General features: G+C 59.3%; 21 protein-coding genes and 1 tRNA gene. 7 read left to right on the top strand and 15 right to left on the bottom strand.

Annotated features, from left to right (window positions below):
* Positions 1-124: 124 nt before the first annotated feature.
* The 8 genes from OSC37_RS05745 to OSC37_RS05710 all read right to left on the bottom strand — a co-directional run bounded on the left by OSC37_RS05745 (position 125) and on the right by OSC37_RS05710 (position 5266).
* The gene (locus tag OSC37_RS05745) at positions 125-1906 is read right to left on the bottom strand and encodes an SIR2 family protein (protein WP_267163640.1); all 1782 of its coding nucleotides are present in this window, start codon (positions 1904-1906) and stop codon (positions 125-127) included.
* 318 nt (positions 1907-2224) lie between these two features.
* Positions 2225-3838, bottom strand: coding sequence for a DUF7845 domain-containing protein (locus OSC37_RS05740; protein ID WP_267163639.1), 1614 nt, complete (start codon positions 3836-3838; stop codon positions 2225-2227).
* Positions 3826-3951: a hypothetical protein gene (locus OSC37_RS05735; RefSeq protein ID WP_267163638.1), complete on the bottom strand. Its 126-nt coding sequence runs from the start codon at positions 3949-3951 to the stop codon at positions 3826-3828. Before OSC37_RS05735 ends, OSC37_RS05740 begins: the two co-directional genes overlap by 13 nt.
* On the bottom strand, positions 3944-4144 hold the full coding sequence (locus OSC37_RS05730; protein ID WP_267163637.1) for an RNA polymerase sigma factor: 201 nt from the start codon (positions 4142-4144) through the stop codon (positions 3944-3946). Before OSC37_RS05730 ends, OSC37_RS05735 begins: the two co-directional genes overlap by 8 nt.
* The gene (locus tag OSC37_RS05725) at positions 4141-4368 is read right to left on the bottom strand and encodes a hypothetical protein (protein ID WP_267163636.1); all 228 of its coding nucleotides are present in this window, start codon (positions 4366-4368) and stop codon (positions 4141-4143) included. The genes OSC37_RS05730 and OSC37_RS05725 overlap by 4 nt, the downstream gene beginning before the upstream one ends.
* The gene (locus tag OSC37_RS05720) at positions 4365-4592 is read right to left on the bottom strand and encodes a hypothetical protein (protein WP_267163635.1); all 228 of its coding nucleotides are present in this window, start codon (positions 4590-4592) and stop codon (positions 4365-4367) included. Before OSC37_RS05720 ends, OSC37_RS05725 begins: the two co-directional genes overlap by 4 nt.
* 78 nt (positions 4593-4670) lie before the next feature.
* Positions 4671-4852, bottom strand: a tRNA-Trp gene (locus OSC37_RS05715).
* A gap of 183 nt (positions 4853-5035) precedes the next feature.
* The gene (locus OSC37_RS05710; protein ID WP_267163634.1) at positions 5036-5266 is read right to left on the bottom strand and encodes a DUF5795 family protein; all 231 of its coding nucleotides are present in this window, start codon (positions 5264-5266) and stop codon (positions 5036-5038) included.
* A gap of 147 nt (positions 5267-5413) precedes the next feature.
* On the opposite strand from OSC37_RS05710, the gene OSC37_RS05705 reads away from it, so the two are divergent.
* The 3 genes from OSC37_RS05705 to OSC37_RS05695 are packed head-to-tail and all read left to right on the top strand — an operon-like array spanning position 5414 to position 7399.
* Positions 5414-6658, top strand: coding sequence for a hypothetical protein (locus OSC37_RS05705; RefSeq protein WP_267163633.1), 1245 nt, complete (start codon positions 5414-5416; stop codon positions 6656-6658).
* 55 nt (positions 6659-6713) lie between these two features.
* Positions 6714-7055, top strand: coding sequence for an ArsR/SmtB family transcription factor (locus tag OSC37_RS05700; RefSeq protein ID WP_267163632.1), 342 nt, complete (start codon positions 6714-6716; stop codon positions 7053-7055).
* 2 nt (positions 7056-7057) lie between these two features.
* Positions 7058-7399, top strand: a complete 342-nt coding sequence (locus OSC37_RS05695; protein ID WP_267163631.1) for a hypothetical protein — start codon at positions 7058-7060, stop codon at positions 7397-7399.
* Between the two features lie 83 nt (positions 7400-7482).
* Here the strand turns inward: OSC37_RS05695 and OSC37_RS05690 are convergent, their stop codons facing one another.
* A complete protein-coding gene (locus tag OSC37_RS05690) occupies positions 7483-8394 on the bottom strand; it encodes a DUF5794 domain-containing protein (RefSeq protein ID WP_267163630.1) in 912 nt (303 codons plus the stop codon).
* 406 nt (positions 8395-8800) lie between these two features.
* Between OSC37_RS05690 and guaB the strand changes: the two genes are divergently transcribed.
* Complete coding sequence (gene guaB / locus OSC37_RS05685) at positions 8801-10288, top strand: IMP dehydrogenase (protein WP_267163629.1); 1488 nt, start codon at positions 8801-8803, stop codon at positions 10286-10288.
* On the opposite strand, the gene OSC37_RS05680 is transcribed toward guaB, so the two are convergent.
* The 4 genes from OSC37_RS05680 to pyrE form a co-directional block, all read right to left on the bottom strand.
* Positions 10285-10410 (bottom strand): hypothetical protein, encoded by a 126-nt coding sequence (locus OSC37_RS05680; protein ID WP_267163628.1) that lies wholly within the window; start codon positions 10408-10410, stop codon positions 10285-10287. The genes guaB and OSC37_RS05680 overlap by 4 nt on opposite strands.
* A 65-nt stretch (positions 10411-10475) precedes the next feature.
* Entirely contained in the window at positions 10476-11498 is a 1023-nt protein-coding gene (locus tag OSC37_RS05675) for a sensor histidine kinase (protein WP_267163627.1), read from the bottom strand.
* 171 nt (positions 11499-11669) lie between these two features.
* Positions 11670-11915, bottom strand: coding sequence for a glutathione S-transferase N-terminal domain-containing protein (locus OSC37_RS05670; RefSeq protein ID WP_267163626.1), 246 nt, complete (start codon positions 11913-11915; stop codon positions 11670-11672).
* Between the two features lie 72 nt (positions 11916-11987).
* The gene (gene pyrE, locus OSC37_RS05665) at positions 11988-12515 is read right to left on the bottom strand and encodes an orotate phosphoribosyltransferase (protein WP_267163625.1); all 528 of its coding nucleotides are present in this window, start codon (positions 12513-12515) and stop codon (positions 11988-11990) included.
* Between the two features lie 99 nt (positions 12516-12614).
* Between pyrE and glmM the strand changes: the two genes are divergently transcribed.
* On the top strand, positions 12615-13964 hold the full coding sequence (glmM, locus tag OSC37_RS05660) for a phosphoglucosamine mutase (protein WP_267163624.1): 1350 nt from the start codon (positions 12615-12617) through the stop codon (positions 13962-13964).
* Here glmM and OSC37_RS05655 read toward each other — a convergent pair.
* On the bottom strand, positions 13961-14452 hold the full coding sequence (locus OSC37_RS05655; RefSeq protein ID WP_267163623.1) for a DUF367 family protein: 492 nt from the start codon (positions 14450-14452) through the stop codon (positions 13961-13963). The genes glmM and OSC37_RS05655 overlap by 4 nt on opposite strands.
* A 103-nt stretch (positions 14453-14555) precedes the next feature.
* On the opposite strand from OSC37_RS05655, the gene OSC37_RS05650 reads away from it, so the two are divergent.
* Together OSC37_RS05650 and OSC37_RS05645 are read left to right on the top strand one after the other, a co-directional pair.
* A complete protein-coding gene (locus OSC37_RS05650) occupies positions 14556-15431 on the top strand; it encodes a LamG-like jellyroll fold domain-containing protein (protein WP_267163622.1) in 876 nt (291 codons plus the stop codon).
* A 214-nt stretch (positions 15432-15645) separates the two neighbouring features.
* Positions 15646-16950 carry a redoxin domain-containing protein gene (locus OSC37_RS05645; RefSeq protein ID WP_267163621.1) on the top strand — a complete coding sequence of 435 codons (1305 nt, stop codon included), beginning with the start codon at positions 15646-15648 and terminating at the stop codon, positions 16948-16950.
* A gap of 1 nt (position 16951) precedes the next feature.
* On the opposite strand, the gene serS is transcribed toward OSC37_RS05645, so the two are convergent.
* Positions 16952-18334, bottom strand: a complete 1383-nt coding sequence (gene serS / locus OSC37_RS05640; protein ID WP_267163620.1) for a serine--tRNA ligase — start codon at positions 18332-18334, stop codon at positions 16952-16954.
* Positions 18335-18391: the final 57 nt, after the last annotated feature.

The following is an 18391-nucleotide window of genomic DNA, read 5'->3' as shown; positions in this document are numbered from 1 at the left end:
GTTACCGGTTGGTGTAGGAGTGTTGGCTGTCTGAGAAGTCCGGCAGACAGTCGGGACTCGGGAACTGCCGTACCGCGCGGGGGTGCGCGCTGTCGTCTGTCTGCACGCGAGCATATATATTATATTATCCACAGAGTGGAGAATTTACGATTCGAATTAATTCAACTTTTCTCAGGGCTGTACGATGAGAACTATCATCATCTTCAATCAGAGTTTTTATTATATCATCTAGCAAATCAATTACGTCTGTACTTCCTGAAAGTAGATTATCTACCTCATAGTTGTCATCATACCTAACTACATCACCAGTATATGCCTTAATTCTCTCCTCTGCGGACGAATCGCATAGACTGGCATATTCTTCAGCAGAAGATAACGCAGATTCTGCTATTTGTGTCTCAGAAATCTCTCGCAATTTTTCCTCTTTTCCTAATGCCAATAAGTTCCTTTCAAGAGCAGCAATTGATCGGCCATCTAAAATCTCAAGCTTATCTGAAAGCAAATCATCGATATCACCGTCATATCGAATCAACCATTCTGAGCCTTGAACGATATTAGTTATGCTACTTTCAAAGAGAAACTCGATTTGAATATTAGTCAATTCTAAGTCCTTTCGTTGATTGTAAAATGGATAAATTGCTTCTCTATCTTCTATCAGTACTCGATAATCCTCCCAAGATTCAACAGCATCATCGAGGAGATCCTGCAAATCAGATACATCATCATTACGGATTATTTTACCAATAGGGACTCCAGCCTCAGAAATACTAGACGGAGATCTTTCTGCCGAAGGAGTATCTTCCCCCACAGGTGCAATACCAAGAATATCAAGCAGTTCTTCTTTATCATCAGCAACAGACTCCAAGGTATCTACAGCAATCTCCCGGCGTGGCGCTTCTTCTTGGATAATATCATACGTATTGTTCAACAGTTTTCTGAGTAGTTTTATATTTACTCCCTTGACTTCCCCTCCTTTAGTGAACGATTCAAACACCCAATCAAAATCATCAGCTATAATGTGATTTACAACCATTTGCTCACCGTCACCAACATCAATCAGAGTTTCCTTATTGAAATCACCTTTCTCCGGAACATCCTCTTTATATTTCAGCAAAAATATATTTGCTTGTCTATCTGTGTTAGACAAGACTGAATTGACATCCGACAAAATCCGTTTCACATTTGGGTCATTAGGTCGGTATCCGGCGATAAGGACGGGATGTTCGGTGAAGAATGTCAGTAACTTTGCCGACAGATATGCTTTTTCTGAATCAAATTCCTCATAATCTGACGATGTAAGAACAAGATTTGAGGGATCACTAGTACAGCCATGGATTTTAAATATCTCTCCAATATTTGCAAATGGTTCTCTAATTAATGTTTGCCCAATCACCTTTTCGTAATCTGTATAAACAAAATCTTCTAGAAACGTGTCATAGTTCGTGGTAATAACAGCATGGGGTTGAATTTCTTCAAGTAGCTTAATTTCATTCATATCCCTCTCAGATAATTCCGAAACTGAATCCGGAATAAGTGATTTGAGATACTCCGCAATGGAGTATTTCAGGAAGATATCGGTCTCGTTTTCGGGATCGTATAACCAAGATGGAAACTCATCTCTTTCATCGCTTGAATCTTCTGGCCACGCCCACTCTTTGTATAACTCAGCAAATTCCTCACCAATCTCCTCTTCACTATCTAGTGTCTGTTGATAGTATTCAAAATCCCTCACAACCGCGTCTGACTCCGCCATTTCCCTAAGTAGTCCTTCCCAACTGGGTGCCCCAAAATACCGGATTGATAAACCAGTTCCGATAAAAAGGACGGGCTGAGTATTCAGTTCTGAAATGGTCTGCTCAATTCGATTTTGTATTTCAGTCTTATAATTTTCGTACTTGCGTTGCATTGAATGTACTGTCTCACGGAGGGTTTAACAATCTATTCCGAATCAGTTCATTGTAAATCGGTTGCAGTGTGTTTTAGTGATGTGGCCTTAGCCACACCTCTAACGGAGAATCAAACCCCTGGGGTTGGATTCGTCCGGTCGTGCTCGACGCCAGCCGCCCGGATCGAGCCGACGGCCGGAGCAACAAGGGCAACTCAGATTTCACTACACAGCTCTGATTCGGTCGTTTGGAACAACTAAGTTTGTATTAGAGTACAAGAAAAGTAGTGTAGCCACTACCCACCTGCCGGGACACTCCCGGCAGGCGGGAAGTCGATTCTACCGTAACCAGTGCCAGGCGTCTCCGAGCGAGCCGTCGGCAAACTGAACCTGTGCCATGCGGTAGCGTTCTTCGGGCATCCCTGCCTCCGTCCACACGCGGAAGCCTTCACGAATCGCCCGCTTGGCGTCGGCCACGTCGTCAAATCGCAGGCGCATACGCGCGTCCTGGGCGTCGTTCACGTCGACGCCGTGACGAGCCGCCCACGCGATGAAGCTACTCATCGTTTCGTCCATCCCGCGCTCGGCGGCTTCGAGCGCCTTCCCGACGGTCTCCGTAGCTCGCTGTGTCGCCTCTCTCGCTTCGCTCACGGCGTCGTGAACCAATTCCGCGATGTACTCCGAGCGAAGGGACACTTCGGCATACTCCCGATGCACAAGGTCTTCCATCTCCCTGAGCGCACGTCTCACGCTCTCCGTGTGGCGGCCGTGCTCGTCGGCTATCTTCTCCGGGGACACGTCGCCACCGTCGGTGACGAGCGTCTCCAGGGCTTCCCACTGCGTCGGGGCGAGCCCGTCGGCCACCTGTCGGATGACGACACTCTCCTGGCTTTGACGAACGCGCGTCAAATCCAGCGAGACCGGGTCCGGGCCGGAATGGTCTATCTCCGGCGTGAAGTACGGTTCTTCGACAAAGGGACCGTTCCCACCCGACGGGGCAACGTCGAGCCCGGCGTCGGCAAGGACAGACAGCACCGTCTGGTCCAACTCCCGACGGAGACGGTCTAACTCACGCCAGTATACTGTCTCGTCGTCATCGAGCAGCGACACTTGAAGACTCGCCCCAATCTTCGGGTGGGCGAGTGGGTGGTCATCCGGAAGGTTCTTCGCTTCGTTCGAGTAGTAGTGTTTGACCTCTTTCGGCAGCCGGTGGTCCGGGAAGGCTTCGCGGATTCGTCGTTCGTCGAGCGTCACCGTGTGGTAGTAACCCGGTAGATTCTGACCGTGAATGTCGTCGTCATTCTGCACGACTTTCCGATACCCCTGGCGGTCGTGCTCTAGGAGGTGACCCATCGAGGCGATAGGTCCATCCCTCGCGTGGACCGGACCGCTCGCATCTTCCCGAACTCGCGCGTACCGCTCGGCGTCCTGAATGTTGCTGAACTCGTGGGGTTCCTCGAAGTATCGGCCGTTGATACCCAGGCAGGTACAGGCGAGCCGGAGCAGGTCGACGTACCGGGAGAACTCGATATTCGAGCCCTTCACTCGGACGTTGACGCCTTCCCCAAAGCCGTCAGGCACAGGAATCTCGACGGTCGAGCCGTCGCTTCGCTCGCCTTTCATCCCTTCCCACCGAGGGGCGATGTGGGCCGTGAAATCTTGCTGTCCGTCCGGGTCTTCGGCCGGGTCTCGGTAGATTCGGATACGGTACTCGCGCATCTGTTGAATCCGCCACTCCGTTCCCTGTGGCGTCCGACTGCCGGGGTGCTGGATGTTCGAAGACTGGTACGAGAGGCGCGCACGCCACTGTTCGCCGTCGTGCGTGAACGTGGTAGCCTTCGAGCCTTCGGCGTCTTTTACCTCAGAGTCACACGCGAAAAACGGAGCTAACCCGTCGGAATTATAAAGTAAGTTCGCGTGGAACTCGTGAGATGCGAGCGTCACGGTCTGCATGGTGACCCCTCCGTTCCAACGCGGGTGGTCGGCCAGTCGACCTCGACGCGCTCGCTCGCTTCAACGTCGTAGAGGGTCGAGGCAGGTACGAACCCCTGGAAGGATTTACGCACCTGCCTCACCTCCGACTTTCTGGCGTGCTCGTGCCAGCAGATTCCCGACAGTGCCCGGTTTTCGTCCGGTCTTCCGGGCGTACTCGCGGACGCCGAAGCCGTCCTGCTCGACGGCCTGGAACACTTCGCGCTCGGCGTCGGTGAGGGCGGACAGATCGGCTTCGTAGTGAAAGAGCGATGATTGAAACGTCATCGCCACTCCCTCCCGAAGCACTCCGGATTTTCGCACAGGTCGTAGTGACCGAGGTAGGCTTTGGCGGGTGCTTCCGTGTACTCTTTTTCAGAATCCCGAACGGGACAGGCAGGGTACGGCTCGTCACTGTCTGGGTCGGGGCGGTGAAGGACGTTCGTGTACCGGGAACGACTTCGCACAATCGTCTCCGGCACGTCGGCCTCGACCTCGGGCGTCTGGCTCACAGCCACTCACCCCCGAAGCAAGGCGAATAGCGACAGTACAGCCGGTCCGGGGCGTCTTCGGGTGGTGCTTCCTCGTACTCGGCTTCCGTGGCTTCACCGGCTCGGCACGCTGGCTGTGGCTCGTCGCTGTCCGGGTCGGGTCGGTGTACTCGGCCGCTCCGACACTTCCGGATACTGTACACGACCGTCTCCGGTATCTCCGGCTGAGATACCGAGTCGATCACGGCCGACACCCCCAGGTAGCCGCTCGTTTATTCCGATAGAAATGTCTAAGAAAGTATAAGATAGGGTTAAGATTCGGATGGGCTCGGAGGGATTTGAACCCCCGATCGGCTGATATCTCCGGTGTCGTGTGCCTCGGTACTCCAGAGGGTCATCAGCGCGGGCGGTGATCAGCCGGCCGCTCAGTATATCAGCTGGAGTATCGTCACCGGGCACGATAGCCTCTGGAGTCAGCCGCCTTCCCGGACTAGGCCACGAGCCCTCACACATCTGTTGGATGATTCTGCGTAAAGGGATTTCGATTGCTGGTCACGAGATGACCGACAGAATTAGTCATCGTGATTGGTGCGGCTATTTTCGTGACCACGTCACGAATCTCGGTGTTTCACGGCGTGAGACCCGCACCTCGTTTCCCGACGGCGGTAACGACTCGCAACAATCACTATCAGTCGTCTTCCTCTCGCTCGCTCCAGTCGCAGTCCTGGCACTTCCAGCCGGTGACAAACGACAGCGCTGAGGGCATATAGCCGACTTTCAACACGTCTCCTTCACACTCTGGGCAGTCTTTGTCGGCGTCTGCAATCGGTTCGGCCTCGATGACCTCGGAGTCTTCGATGAGTTCGGCCAGGCGTTTTGGCGTGACCATTCGGCCCTGGACGACGCGATTCGTTCCCATACTGACGTGCTGGAACTCCTGGGCCCTAAGACTTCGTGTTCTGGGGTCGGCTCACAGACTGTCGTATAAATACGTTACCCTGCCTTTCACGAGCCATCGGGGTATCTCTGGAGTATAAACGACAGGTGACTGTAGAAGAGGCAAGCGATGGTAGATGACAATCTAGAGACGACACGGCGGAATCTACTCAGGGGCGGGACAGCACTCACCACCGGGGCAGTCTCCGGGGCAACTGCTGGCTGTCTGAGTCTCCTCCCGCCGGTGGGTTCGGAGATTCGGTACGGCCGTGTCGACACGCCGACACAGGTTGGTACAGACCCGGCGTACAGACGGTGGATGCCTGCCGACGACGCTCTCTCGGAACTGGAGTCGATGGTGACGGTAGGCGATATGCACTGGGTCTCCGTGACGCCGGGGACGCTCGGCATGGCCGAACTCGACGCGGCGTTCAGAATCGGTGCGGCGGTGGTCCTGAGCGCCCTCGACTATGTGGGGTACGACTTCGAACACTACGACCACGTCCACGGACTGGGCAGGCTCGGGACCGTCGCCGAGGGTGACCTCGATACAAGTGTCCTCACCGAAACACTGCGGAACAGCGGCTACAACCACGACGGAACCTACTACGGCTGGGAACTGTTCGACAGGGCAGACATCCCGCGAGCGGTCGCCGTCTCGGAAGATGCGGTCATCCAGAGCACCGGCGAGCACAGGCGAGCGTTCGTCGAACTACTGGTCGATGCAGGCGAGGGCCGCATCGACCGGCATCACGAACACGACGAGCGGTTCGCGGCGTTCTCGGAGTGGGTCGGGCTGTATCCGACACTCCTCGAAGGCTTTGGCGGTGGATTCAGCAACCTCGAGCCCGAGGACTCCACGCTGGCGTACACCTTCGATGAGGATGCAGCGTACTTCATCTACCTCCAGCAGTATCCTGACGGGGAGACGCCGACACGAGGAGAAATACAGGCGGAACTCGACAACTCCATCAAGCGCGCGATGCAGGCGTGGGCCGTCGACATCGAAATCGACGGTTCCTACGTTGCAGTCGAGATGCGCGTCGACAAATCAGAGTTTCAGAGTGACTTCGTAGCCGACCGAACCCCCTACCTGACGTGGGGTGTCGACGACGGCGGAAAAGCAGTCACCGTCCGTCACGAGGCAGGGGAATCGGTACCGCTCGACCAGGTCGACATCGAGCCCGCAGACGCGCTGTTGGACCGGCCACCGGAGGGGGCAGTTCTTGAACCCGGTGACGAACTGACGTTCACCACTGCCGAGTTCCCCGAGGGAGACGAGCAGATCTCGCTGTTATACAACTACACGGGAACCGAACACGACACCGCTGCGTTATTTCATTATACGCCCAATGTGTTCGATACTGATAGGTGACTGGGAGAATGGTTGCCAGGAACAGGACGCCACACGACAGACGAGGGACCGAACCGTGAGCAATGAGGACTTACCGACAGTCCTCAGTCTGCTGGATGACGAGCACGCACGACAGATACTGCGGGCGACCAGCGTCGACAGGGTGTCGAAGACGGAACTCGCCGAGGAGTGTGATGTCTCCCTCCCGACAATCTCCCGGCGCGTTGACCGTCTCGAGAAAGCGGGGTTGGTCCGCGAAGAAACCCGTCTCCGGTCGGACGGTCATCACGATGCCGTCTACGTGGCACAGCTCGACCGCTTCGAGGTCCGACTCGCCGACGGCGAGTTCAAGTGGGACCTCAAGCAGATGGACCGAGACATGAGCGACGAACTCGAACGACTCTGGGGTAAGTTTTGACCATGATACACCGACCAGCCGCTACGATAGCACAGTTTCTTCCTGCTCGCACAATCGAGGTCGTCACACTCGCATTTGCCGTCGGTTCGGCAGTTGTTGGGCTGTTCATTGCCTTCCTTGCAATCCGGGCGCTCCGGCGCCACAGGAGCCGACAGATGCTCCTTTTGTCTGTCGGGATGGTCTTGCTCTTTGGTGCGGCGTACCTAGTCGCGACAGTCGGCACTATCCTCCTTCAGGTCCGCGTTCTCACGCTCCCACAACAGAACTACGTCCGACTCGTCGTCCGTATTCTCCAGTTTGTCGGTCTTCTCGCTATCGCTTCCTCGCTCGTCTTGCGCGAGTGAGCAGGGGCAACGTGTCGTCGCCAGGAATCGACACAATCATACTGTACGTTTAGACCGACAGCAGAATCACTGTTTCGTGACGATTACAACCAGGGCGGCCGGTCCTGTCCCGGACGGAGCCCAGTCGTCGACTCGGTCGACTCGGCGTTGCTGTCAGGCGACCCGCCACCGTCTGAGAGTGGCGTCGGCTCGGTACCGGCCACGTCTGCCATCTCTTCCTCGGATGGGGAGATGTCAAAGGCCGGCTCGGCCTGTTCGCTGGCGTCTCTAGCGGGGTCGAACGCAAGCAGTGCGGTCATCCCCAACACGAGCAGCGCGACCGGCGCGTCCGAGGGTAGCATGCCGGCGATAGAGACCGCGAGCACGCCCAGCGCGACCGCACTCCCGAAGCGGAACCGGTCGAGTTCGACGACCTCCTGCAGCCAGGGCCGCGTTGCCGCCAGCGCAACACCGAATCCGACGCCGACGCTTGCCGCGGCCATTGCACGGGCGACCAGCGTCGGGTCGGCCTGAATCGTCAGCGTCGCCTCGCTCGGGGAAACCGTCGCGAGAAAGCCCAGCCCGATGATAAGGGCCGGGCTCGGGAGGTACTCGGCAATCTTGGCGCTCGCGGTCGCCGCTGCCACGGCGAGGATGACCAGCGCGGCGAAGCGCTCGAAGACGGCCATGTCGATTGCGCTCTCGATGGTCGGGGCCAGTGCGGCCTGCAGACCTGCAACAGGGATGACGACAGCTCCAATAGCGAGGATAGTTCCCACCGACCTACGGGGCGAACCGTCCATCTCGGCGAGGACCACAGCGACCATCGCACTTCCCCCGAAGACAAGCAATCCGACTTCGAGGATACCGACGAGACTGTCGAGCGCGCCGCCGAGGACGAGCGCGACGAAGACGCCGTCGACCAGGGGGAGACACAATACGACTGCGAGCAGGCGGGTGGAGTCGCTTACCCACCGCTCAACGGAGAGAGCACGCGGATGTTGTGAGTTGCTCATGCGGTGTTAGTGCTGTGGCCGCTCACCCGTCGGCCGTGGGTAGTCGCGCTCGGGACGATGCCGGCGGAATCCGTCTGAGAACAGATTGTGGTTTATCCGCCGTGGCCCGGATTTTGCGCCGTCAGACCGGGCAGCCCACGACCATTGATTACAGCGTGTCCGCATAGCACAGAGTCCCATCGCTCGTACGATATTCACGTCACCGAAACCGATGACCGTCTTACGAGCGCTACGTCCGACCGCAGGGACTCCGTACGCCATATACATAGATTCGGCGGCCGAAGTAATAGCCTTGCGTGAGGTGCGTGGACACACCGCTATTTCGCCGGCGCTCGGCCTGTGTGGGCCGTTCACGGGGCAAGGTGGATCTCGCAATCCTTTTTAGCCGGTACGCTAGACGGTTTACATGGCGAACGATATCGACCCCTTCTCAGAGAAACTACGAGTACCGGAAGCGCTGACGTTCGACGACGTACTGCTCAAGCCAAAGCGAAGTACCATCGAGCCTGACGAAGCAGACACAGCATCACAGGTCTCGACGAACGTCTCGCTGACAGTTCCGATTCTCTCGGCGGCGATGGACACCGTCACCGAGAGCGGCATGGCAATCGCAATGGCTCGACACGGTGGACTCGGGGTGCTCCACCGGAACATGAACCTCGACCAGATGGTTGAGGAAATCGAGCGGGTCAAAAGCGCAGACGAACTCATCATTCCGCTAGAAGATGTTGTCACAGTCGACCCCGAGACGAGTGTGCGGGAGGCAGACAACCTGATGGCACGTGAAGGTGTCGGCGGCGCACCGGTTATCAACACTAATGGCGAAGTACAGGGAATCATCTCTTCGACGGACGTGCGCCCCCACCTCGAGGTCGACGAGAACGACCCCGTTGAGAAGGCGATGACCGACGAGGTCATCACCGCTCCCCAGGATATTGACGCCCGCGACGCCTTCGATCTGATGTACGAGCACAAAATCGAGCGCGTCCCGGTCGTCGACGACGAGAATCTGCTCGTCGGCCTGGTGACGATGCAGGGTATCCTCCAGCGCCGCGAGTACGACCAGGCGGTCCGCGACGAGGACGGCCAGCTCCGGGCGGGCGTCGCAGTCGGGCCCTTCGAACTCGAACGCGCCGAAGCAGCCGACGAGGCCGGTGCAGACATCCTGTTCATCGACTGTGCACACGCGCACAACGGCAACGTCATCGACAGCGCGCGCGAAATCAAATCGACTGTCGAGGCAGACGTGGTCGTCGGTAATATTGGCACACGCGAGGCCGCAAAGGATGTTGTCGACTTCGCCGACGGCGTGAAAGTCGGCATCGGGCCGGGCTCTATCTGTACCACTCGCGTCGTGACCGGGTCCGGAATGCCACAGATTACCGCCATCGCACAGGTCGCCGACGTGGCGAGCAAACACGACGTGCCTGTCATCGCCGACGGCGGCATCCGCTACTCCGGTGACGCAATCAAGGCTATCGCCGCCGGTGCTGACGCTGTGATGCTCGGCTCGTATTTCGCGGGCACCGACGAAGCGCCCGGCCGCGTCATCACGATGAACGGCAAGAAGTACAAGCAGTACCGCGGGATGGGGAGCGTCGGCGCGATGCAGTCGGGTGGCGGCGACCGCTATCTCAAAGACACCGACGAGGACGACGACTACGTTCCCGAGGGCGTCGAGGCCGCGACCCCCTACAAGGGAACGCTCCAGTCCGAACTCCAGCAACTCGTCGGCGGCATGCAGTCGGGAATGGGGTATGTCGGTGCCGAGTCAGTCCCCGAGTTCAAAGAACGCGCCGAGTTCGTCCGCGTCTCCGCGGCCGGCCAACAGGAGAGTCACCCACACGACGTCGTCATCACTGACGAAGCGCCGAACTACAAGCCAGACAACTAACGCTCCTTCCCCGCTCTCTCACAGACTGGCGAGCAGTACCCCGACTCTGCGGCGTTTGCGCCGGCCATGGCTTTGAACGCTGTACCACACTCGTTGCAGGTGTAGGTGTCGAACGCTGGCATACGCGTGGGTGTTCGTGCCAGTTCCTCAAGAAGTTTTGTGCGAACGGCTCGCTGCTGTATGACTCTTAGTCGATAAAGTCGACGCCGCTGATTTCGAACCGACTCCCTCCGGTGGTACTGTCTGTTACGTCGACAGTCCAGCCGTGGGCGTCTGTTATCTGTTCGACGATACGTAGCCCCAGGCCGGTCCCTGCCGTCGATGTCGAGTACCCGGCGTCGAACACCGCCTCGCGGTCAGCTTCGGGAATCCCGGGGCCGTTGTCGGCAACGTAGAACCCATCGGCCATCTCACCTATCGTTACCGTCACGTCGTCGCCGGCGTGTTCGACCGCGTTCCGAATCAGGTTTTCGACGAGTTGGCGGAGGCGGCTCCTGTCGGCCCGGATAGAGCAGTCAAGCTCAGTCTCCAACTGTGCAGCGCCGGTCGCAACGTTTTTCCAACACAGCGAACTCAGCGTCGCGAGGTCGACCGGCTCCGTCTCGCTCACCCGTTTGCCCTCACGTGCCAGGGTCAGCAGGTCCTCGATGAGCGTATCTATCCGCGACAACGCTCTGTCTACCGCGTCGACGTGTTCGCTGTCATGCTCCTGTCTGATCAGTTCCAGACGCAACTGTGCGACATTCAACGGATTCCGGAGGTCGTGTGAGACGAAGCTGGCGAACTCGTCGAGGCGTGCCCGCTCGCTTTCGAGTGCGCGCTCGTACTCCTTTCGCTCTGTGATATCGGTGTAGATCGCGTAGTGGTACTCTTTGTCACCGCTAGCCGCTCGGAGGAGGAAATCACGCGGCCCGTCTACGGTCTGTCGGGTCACCTCTTTGGGACCGATATTGCCGTTGCGAACCTCTCTGTCGACGGCCTCGGCCTCGGCGCGTTTGCCGTCGGGGGCGACGAAGTCGTTGAGGTTTTGTCCGCGAATCTCCGACTCGGTGTATCCGAACACCTCCTCGAAGGCATCGTTGACGCGGGTGACGATTGGGTCGCCGTCCTCGATATAACCCTCGACGATACAATCTGCCGTCTGCTTGAAAAGAAACTCGTTTGGACCGGGGTGGGACTCAGAGCTCCCGTCCGACACCTGGTCAGTCATGCATATATATTCGCTCAATAACTCAAAAGACTTTGCACGGTAAAAGCGGGCACACGGGCAGTGGTTATCGCACTGAACGTGGGGGAATCCGCTTTCATCTTCTTGCCGCTACAAAAGGGTGGCATTCAGCGTTATACCGTGCCACGACCGTCCCAACACCCAAAATCAGTATCAGGCGTAGGTTTCTTCGAGGTACTCGACAATATCGTCACTCTCGGGCATCCCTTCGATGCCGTTCGTGTTGTCGACGAGCACCGGAACGCCAGTCTGGCCGCTCACCGCTTCGACTTCAGTCCGTTCACTGTGGCTTCGTGGCACCATGTGTGACTCGTAATCGAGCCCGAGCTGGTCGAGTTTGTCGATTACTTTCTCGCAGTACGGGCAACCCTCAAGCTCGTAGAGTTCGAGATTTGACATCGACAGCGCGTAGGGATTGGACAAATAAGAAAGGGGCGGTACTGTGCAACTGTTGTGCACCGGCGCGACCGGTTATGTGTCGGGCTGTTCGTCGAGGAGGTCCGAGGCAGTCAGCAGCGACTCGAGTTCGACGCCGGCCTCTGCGAGGTTCTCGGTTGCCCCCTCCTCGCGGTCGACGACCACCAGCACGCGCTCGACGACAGCACCGGCCTCCTGGAGTGCCTCGACGGCGTCGACGGCGCTCTGTCCGGTGGTCGCGATGTCTTCGAGCACGACGACCTCCTCGCCTTCTTCGAACGTCCCCTCGATTTGGTTCCCGGTGCCGTACTCCTTAGCCTGCTTGCGGACGATGACGTACGGGCTGCCAGCAGCGACGCTGGTCGCCGCCGCCAGCGGCACTGCCCCGAGTGCAACGCCAGCGAGCGTCTCGTCGTCGACACGGTCTGCAAATGCCGCCGCGATTGCGTCCAGGCAGTCCGGATCCGTCTCGAAGAGATACTTGTCGACGTAGTAGTCGCTGGTCCCGCCGTGTGACAGTTCGAACTCGCCGTACTTGACTGCCTCGACAGCCCGGAGCAGGTCGATGAGCGCTTCCGTCATACCTCGGCACAGACGACCGGCGGTAATGGCTTTGGCGGTCTCCGGTGTCGCCGGGGAAGTCACAATCACTATGACGACGCGGGACAGACGAGTAGGCGAATGAACGTATTCGGGTCGAGCGGCGTTCGGGGCGTCGCACTCGACGAGCTAACACCCGCAGATACGGTCGATATCGCGCAGGCCGCAGGGGCGGTGTTCCGGGACCGAAACAGGCGTGTCGCTGTCGGCCGCGACAGCCGGCTGACCGGCGACGTATTCGTCCACGCCGTCGCCAGCGGCCTGGCGAGCGTTGGCTGTGATGTCGACTGTCTGGGTATCGTCCCGACGCCGTCACTCCAGGCATACTGCGAACAGCAGGGGGTCCCGGGCGTGATGGTTACCGCCTCACACAACCCGCCGAGGTTCAACGGTATCAAGCTCATCGGCGACGACGGCGTCGAGCTGACCCGGGACACGCTCGAACGCGTCGAGAGCCAGCTTGCCGGCGAATCGACGACTGCCAGCTGGGACGACGCCGGGGGTATCACCGACAGAGAGGGGGTAAACCGCGCGTATCGCGAGCAGCTAACCGAGGCCGTCGACCGAGACCGCATCGCCGAAGCGGGGCTGACGGTCGCGCTCGACCCCGGTCACGGAGCCGGGTCGCTCACCAGCCCACAGCTGTTTCGCGAGCTTGGCTGTACGGTCAAGACGATCAACGCCAACCCCGACGGGCGGTTCCCGGGGCGAGACCCCGAACCAGTCCAGGAGAATCTCGCCGAACTCGGCCGACTCGTCGAGGCGACAGACGCCGATATCGGCATCGCTCACGACGGCGACGCCGACAGAGCAATCTTCTTCGACGAGACTGGGGCGTTCGTCGACGGTGACGCCGCTCTCGCCGCGCTGACGGCCGCGGAACTTGACGCCGATGATACGGTCGTTTCGGCGGTCAACACCTCACAGCGCCTCGTCGACGTGACCAGGGACGCTGGCGCATCGCTCAGACTAACTCCAATCGGGAGCACACACCTCATCACTGCGATTCGTGAGCTCCAGGCCGACGGGGAGCGGGTACCGATTGCGGGCGAGGGGAACGGCGGCATCATCTACCCCCACTACCGCATCGCCAGAGACGGTGCGTACACCGCGGCCAGGATGTGTGAACTCCTCGCCGAGACACCGCTCAGCGAACTGATCGAGCCCTACGACGGGTATGCTAACGTTCGCCGGAACATCTCCTACGAGACCGACGACGAGCGCGCGGCGATGGTGACGGCTATCGAGGAGGTCGCGGCCGACGCCGACGCCGAGGTCGGTACGACGGACGGCTACCGCCTCGATTACGGCGATGCCTGGGTCCTGGCCCGTCCCAGCGGGACGGAGCCGGTTGTCCGCGTCTACGCCGAAGCCAGGTCCCGAGAGCGCGCCGAGACACTCGCTGATCGGATGGTGGCAGCCATCACTTAGTCGGCAAGATACTCGTCCTGGATTGCGATTACGTCACTCGAATCGTCGCAGTCGGCGTACCGACTCAGCGGCTCCTCGTTGAGGTCGAGAAACGTCTGCCCCCACGAGAAATGCGAGAGAACGCTCTCCGCGCGCTCGCGCTCGCCGAGGATACAGAGAGCTCCGGCGAAGGCTTCGACGGTGTTCAGCTGGAACGGGGTCCCGTAGTTGATTGGATTGCTGGCGACGAGGAAGGGGAGCGAACGCTGGGGGCCGTCGAGGTCGAACGCCTCTGCCTCTGCGGTTTCCCAGGAGCAGTCGAGTGCCACCAGACGAAGCTCGCCCACGTCGGCCGGCGAAAGCGCCCGTTCTGCGAAGGGGTTGAGCACGATTCCCGGCGGCGTCGACCGTGTCGAGCGATGTAACTCGGCCTCGTCGAATCTGGCGAGTCGCCGAGCCGTGCACTTCTCGGGGTCGTCGTTGCCCTCGTATCTGACGTGGAGCTCCACATCCTCCCTACGGAACAGTGTTACAAAAGCCGTGTTGTCGACGGTCGGGCCAGCTACCAGTGGTTGGGCAGATTTTTGTGGGTTGATACCGCTATGAGATGTAATGAGAACAGTTCCTCCGAACCGAGGAGCTACCCCAATTATCGCCAACATTCTTTTAGTCGGTATCGCGCTGGTCATCGCTGTTGTTCTCGTCACCGTCTCGTTTGGATTCCTCGAAGAGACGGGTGCCCCGACGGCCGAGGCAACGTTCGAATACGAGCAGACGCCGGTTGGGTTGCGGATGATACCAGAAGTGATTGGGACAGATGTTATCGTCAAACTCAACAACGACGAGATTGCGACCATCGAGGCCGATAGCGCCGGCGAATCGATACTCGTCCCGACTGCGCCCGGTGACACCATCACCGTCATCTCTCGTGATAGGGGCCGGTCTGTTCTGGTCAATAAAGAAATTGACAGCCGCAGTGAAATCGGCGACTTCATCGCCTACTATCGGTTCGACTCGGGTGGAGGTAACGTCACCGATCGGTCGGGCAACGATAACGACGGAATCCGAAACGGTGGGACGGACTGGGTGACCGACGACAGTGGCGACGCACTCGATTTCGACGGGGCGTCCGGAACGCACGTCGATGTGGGAGACCTCACCCTCGATGGCCCCGACCAGGTCGACGAAATTACGGTCGCTATCAAATACACCCACCGTGGCGGCTCGGATATCCAGAACCTCATCGAACACCAGAACTCAAACTTCGCCTGGTTCATCGAGACCGACGACAAACACGGTGACCCCCACCAGATGGAGTGGAATGTCGGCTATCAAACTACACCGAACGGAAGTACAAGTACTGGCGACATTTCAGCAGGCGAGACCGAAATTCTAGTCGGCACGTACGACGGCAACGAAATGGTGTTGTATCAGGACGGAACCAAGGTTGGCTCGCAGACGTTCGACCGTGATGTGGCACTCGGGTAGGTCATTGTCGGTGCTGATTCGGACCCGAACTCTGTCGGACAGAACCTTGACGGCCGCATCTACGAACTCCGACTCTACTACGCTGCCTTCGATAGTACCGATGTCGAGGCTATCACCAACGCGATGTCCTGATGTCCAGAGAGGCAGTGTCGTCAGTTGAACCAACGGAGCCGGTGCCTGCAAAGTTAAGTAGCCAAACCGACAACGTCAGGTAATGGTCGAAAACGGGGAGACGGCACCGGGGTTCGAGCTTCCTGCCGTCCATTCGGGGGGGTTCCAGCGCCATTCACTCAGCGAGCACATCGGTGACAACGTCATCGTCCTCGCGTTCTATCCCGGCGATTTCGGCCCGCTCTGTGACGACACCTCGTCCGGGCTGGACGCTCTCGATCTCTTTTCGATGCAGAAGGATACGACGATTCTCGCAGTTTCCGGCGACAGTGTCTTCAGCCATCGGGCGTTCGCCGAGGAGTACGACCTGGACATGCCGTTGCTCGCTGATGTCCACGGCGAGGTTGCGGCCGACTACGGCGTCGCCGCCGACGACGACAGATACGCCTGCCGCCGGGCCGTGTTCGTTGTCGACAACCGCGAGCAAATCGAGTACAGATGGGTTGCTGACGACGCCGAAACCCGACCGCCGACCGACGAGATACGCGCAGCCATCGAGGACATCGGTGACGACCGGACGGCCCTTGCACGGTACCGCGTCGGCCACGCACACCACATCGAGGGTCGGCGTGCCTTCACCAGTGCGATGGACGCCTACGAGCAACGGGAGTGGATGCTCGCGACCCAGGATTTCGCACAGGCAACAGAGGAGTTCGACGAGGCTCGCGAGGAGTTCAACACCGCAGTCCGCTTTTCAGACGACGAGGAGGCAGCCAGATACTTCGAGCGGGCCGAACGTAAGGCAGAGGCGCTCTGGCGGGCTGCGGGCTGGCTGAACGACTCCGCGGGTGCCTTCGCGAGCGGTGAGGGCAGACGGGGAAACGAACTCAGAGACGACGCCGAGGGACCACTCGAAACGGCCCGCGATATCCACAAACCCCCCGCCCCCGACGACTTTCCCCCGGCTCAGGACCCCCAACTGGAACAGCGATCGCGAAACTCCTCTGGTGACGAGGAAGCAGTTGCTATAGAGACAACAGACGAGCTCGTATCGACCACAGCGTCCAATGACACGGAGGTGACGGAGCCATCGACCGACAGCGAGACGGCTGCGGACGATGGTGCAGCTGAGGCCGACTCAGCGGGCACTGAGGGCGACACCGACGACTCGGCGGCCGATATCGACGACGCAGAGCTCGAAGCCATCACGGCCGAGCTCGAAGAGCAAAACGAATCCGGGGGAGACGCGGCGTCGCCGAGGGCCGACGAGGCAGACGAACCGGCCGACGACGACTCTGACGAGGCGGATATCGACCTCGAGTTGACCGACCCGACAGAGGAGGATGAAGACGAGGAGGATCCACTGGAGGACCTCGGAGGCGACCACGGCGTCCCCGACTCGCTGTGAGTTACTCTTTCCGTCCGGCACCGACCGCCGACTCACCGACGGGGTCGTGGCCGTCGATACGCTCCTGTCCGCCCATGTACGGCTGGAGCACCTCCGGAACGGTGATGGTGCCGTCGTCGTTCTGGTAGTACTCCATAATTGCCACCACGACCCGCGGAAGCGCTGTTCCCGAGCCGTTGAGGGTGTGGAGATACTCGGCGGACTCGTGGCGTTCGGGCCGGTATCGGAGCCCGGCACGGCGGGCCTGGAACTCCTCGAAGTTCGAGACGCTTGAGACTTCCAGCCAGCGGCCGCCTCGCTCTGGGCCGTACTCCATGTCGTCGGCTGGGGCCCAGACCTCGATGTCGTATGTCTTTGCCGACGCGAAGGTCATGTCTCCGCCACACAGAAGCGTCACGCGGTAGGGCAGTCCGAGTCGGTCGAGCACCTCTTCGGCCTCTGCGACGAGCCCGTCGAGGCGTTCGTTGCTGTGTTCGGGTTCGACAAAGTTGACCAGCTCGACCTTGTTGAACTGGTGTGAGCGGACGATACCTCTGGTCTCGGTACCGTGTTCGCCGGCTTCGCGCCGGAAGTTCGGACTGTATGCCTGGTGTTTCAGCGGCAGGTCATCGGACAGCAGAATCTCGTCGCGGTACATGTTCGTGACCGACACCTCCGCGGTCGGACACAGCCAGAGGTCGTCGTCGTCGTACGCTTCGTCGTTGCTTTCGCCGACTCGGTAGGCGTCCTCCGTGAACTTGGGGAGCTGTCCGGTCCCGGTCATTGACTCGCTGTTGACCGGAATCGGCGGGAACACCTCCCTGTAATCCTGTTCGCGGTGGACCTCACGCATGAACTGGATGAGGGCGTGTTCGAGCCGCGCGGCGTCGCCTTTCAGGAAGTAGAAGCCACCACCGGCGACTTTCGCCCCACGCTCGAAGTCGAGCAGCTCCAGCTCCTCGCCGATATCGTAGTGTGGCCGCACGCCCTCCGGGACTGTCCGCATGTCCTCGAAGCCACAGCGCCGGACCTCCTCGTTGTCGAGTTCGTCTTCACCCGGCGGAACATCTCCCTGTGGGACGTTCGGCACTTCGAGCAGCCGTTTTTCGAGTTCCGCGTCGAGTTCGTCTGCGCGCTCTTCTATCTCTTCGAGTTCGTCTTTGATCTCCTGGGAGCGCTCGATTGCCTCCTGGGCTTCTTCCTCTTTGCCCTCGCGTTTGAGCTCGCCGACTTTGCTTGATACCTCATTTCGCTCCTGGCGAAGGTCGTCGCCGTCCGACTTTAGCTCGCGCCACTGCTCGTCGAGGTCGAGAATCTCGTCGACGTCGATACCATCCGTGCCGCGAAGTGCCAGCCCTTCCCGGACCACGTCGGGGTTCTCGCGGACGAACTGCCGTGATAACATGGCTAGGCGTTCTCGGTCATCTCGCAAAACCATGTCGTTTGTCGTCCGCTGTCGGAA

The organism is Halovenus salina (assembly GCF_026410925.1).
Classification (GTDB): Archaea; Halobacteriota; Halobacteria; order Halobacteriales; family Haloarculaceae; genus Halovenus; species Halovenus salina.
The sequence above is the reverse complement of the archived record's forward strand: the minus strand, read 5'-3'. Positions and strand labels throughout refer to the sequence as shown.

Coding starts and splice junctions, on each gene's coding strand:
- OSC37_RS05650 (WP_267163622.1), top strand. CDS start 14,556: ATGAGAACAGTTCCTCCGAACCGAGGAGCTACCCCAATTATCGCCAAC.
- glmM (WP_267163624.1), top strand. CDS start 12,615: ATGAACGTATTCGGGTCGAGCGGCGTTCGGGGCGTCGCACTCGACGAG.
- OSC37_RS05690 (WP_267163630.1), bottom strand. CDS start 8,394: ATGAGCAACTCACAACATCCGCGTGCTCTCTCCGTTGAGCGGTGGGTA.
- pyrE (WP_267163625.1), bottom strand. CDS start 12,515: ATGACGGAAGCGCTCATCGACCTGCTCCGGGCTGTCGAGGCAGTCAAG.
- OSC37_RS05675 (WP_267163627.1), bottom strand. CDS start 11,498: ATGACTGACCAGGTGTCGGACGGGAGCTCTGAGTCCCACCCCGGTCCA.
- OSC37_RS05670 (WP_267163626.1), bottom strand. CDS start 11,915: ATGTCAAATCTCGAACTCTACGAGCTTGAGGGTTGCCCGTACTGCGAG.
- OSC37_RS05705 (WP_267163633.1), top strand. CDS start 5,414: ATGGTAGATGACAATCTAGAGACGACACGGCGGAATCTACTCAGGGGC.
- serS (WP_267163620.1), bottom strand. CDS start 18,334: ATGTTATCACGGCAGTTCGTCCGCGAGAACCCCGACGTGGTCCGGGAA.
- OSC37_RS05645 (WP_267163621.1), top strand. CDS start 15,646: ATGGTCGAAAACGGGGAGACGGCACCGGGGTTCGAGCTTCCTGCCGTC.
- OSC37_RS05710 (WP_267163634.1), bottom strand. CDS start 5,266: ATGGGAACGAATCGCGTCGTCCAGGGCCGAATGGTCACGCCAAAACGC.
- OSC37_RS05740 (WP_267163639.1), bottom strand. CDS start 3,838: ATGCAGACCGTGACGCTCGCATCTCACGAGTTCCACGCGAACTTACTT.
- OSC37_RS05680 (WP_267163628.1), bottom strand. CDS start 10,410: ATGCCAGCGTTCGACACCTACACCTGCAACGAGTGTGGTACAGCGTTC.
- OSC37_RS05695 (WP_267163631.1), top strand. CDS start 7,058: ATGATACACCGACCAGCCGCTACGATAGCACAGTTTCTTCCTGCTCGC.
- OSC37_RS05745 (WP_267163640.1), bottom strand. CDS start 1,906: ATGCAACGCAAGTACGAAAATTATAAGACTGAAATACAAAATCGAATT.
- guaB (WP_267163629.1), top strand. CDS start 8,801: ATGGCGAACGATATCGACCCCTTCTCAGAGAAACTACGAGTACCGGAA.
- OSC37_RS05730 (WP_267163637.1), bottom strand. CDS start 4,144: ATGACGTTTCAATCATCGCTCTTTCACTACGAAGCCGATCTGTCCGCC.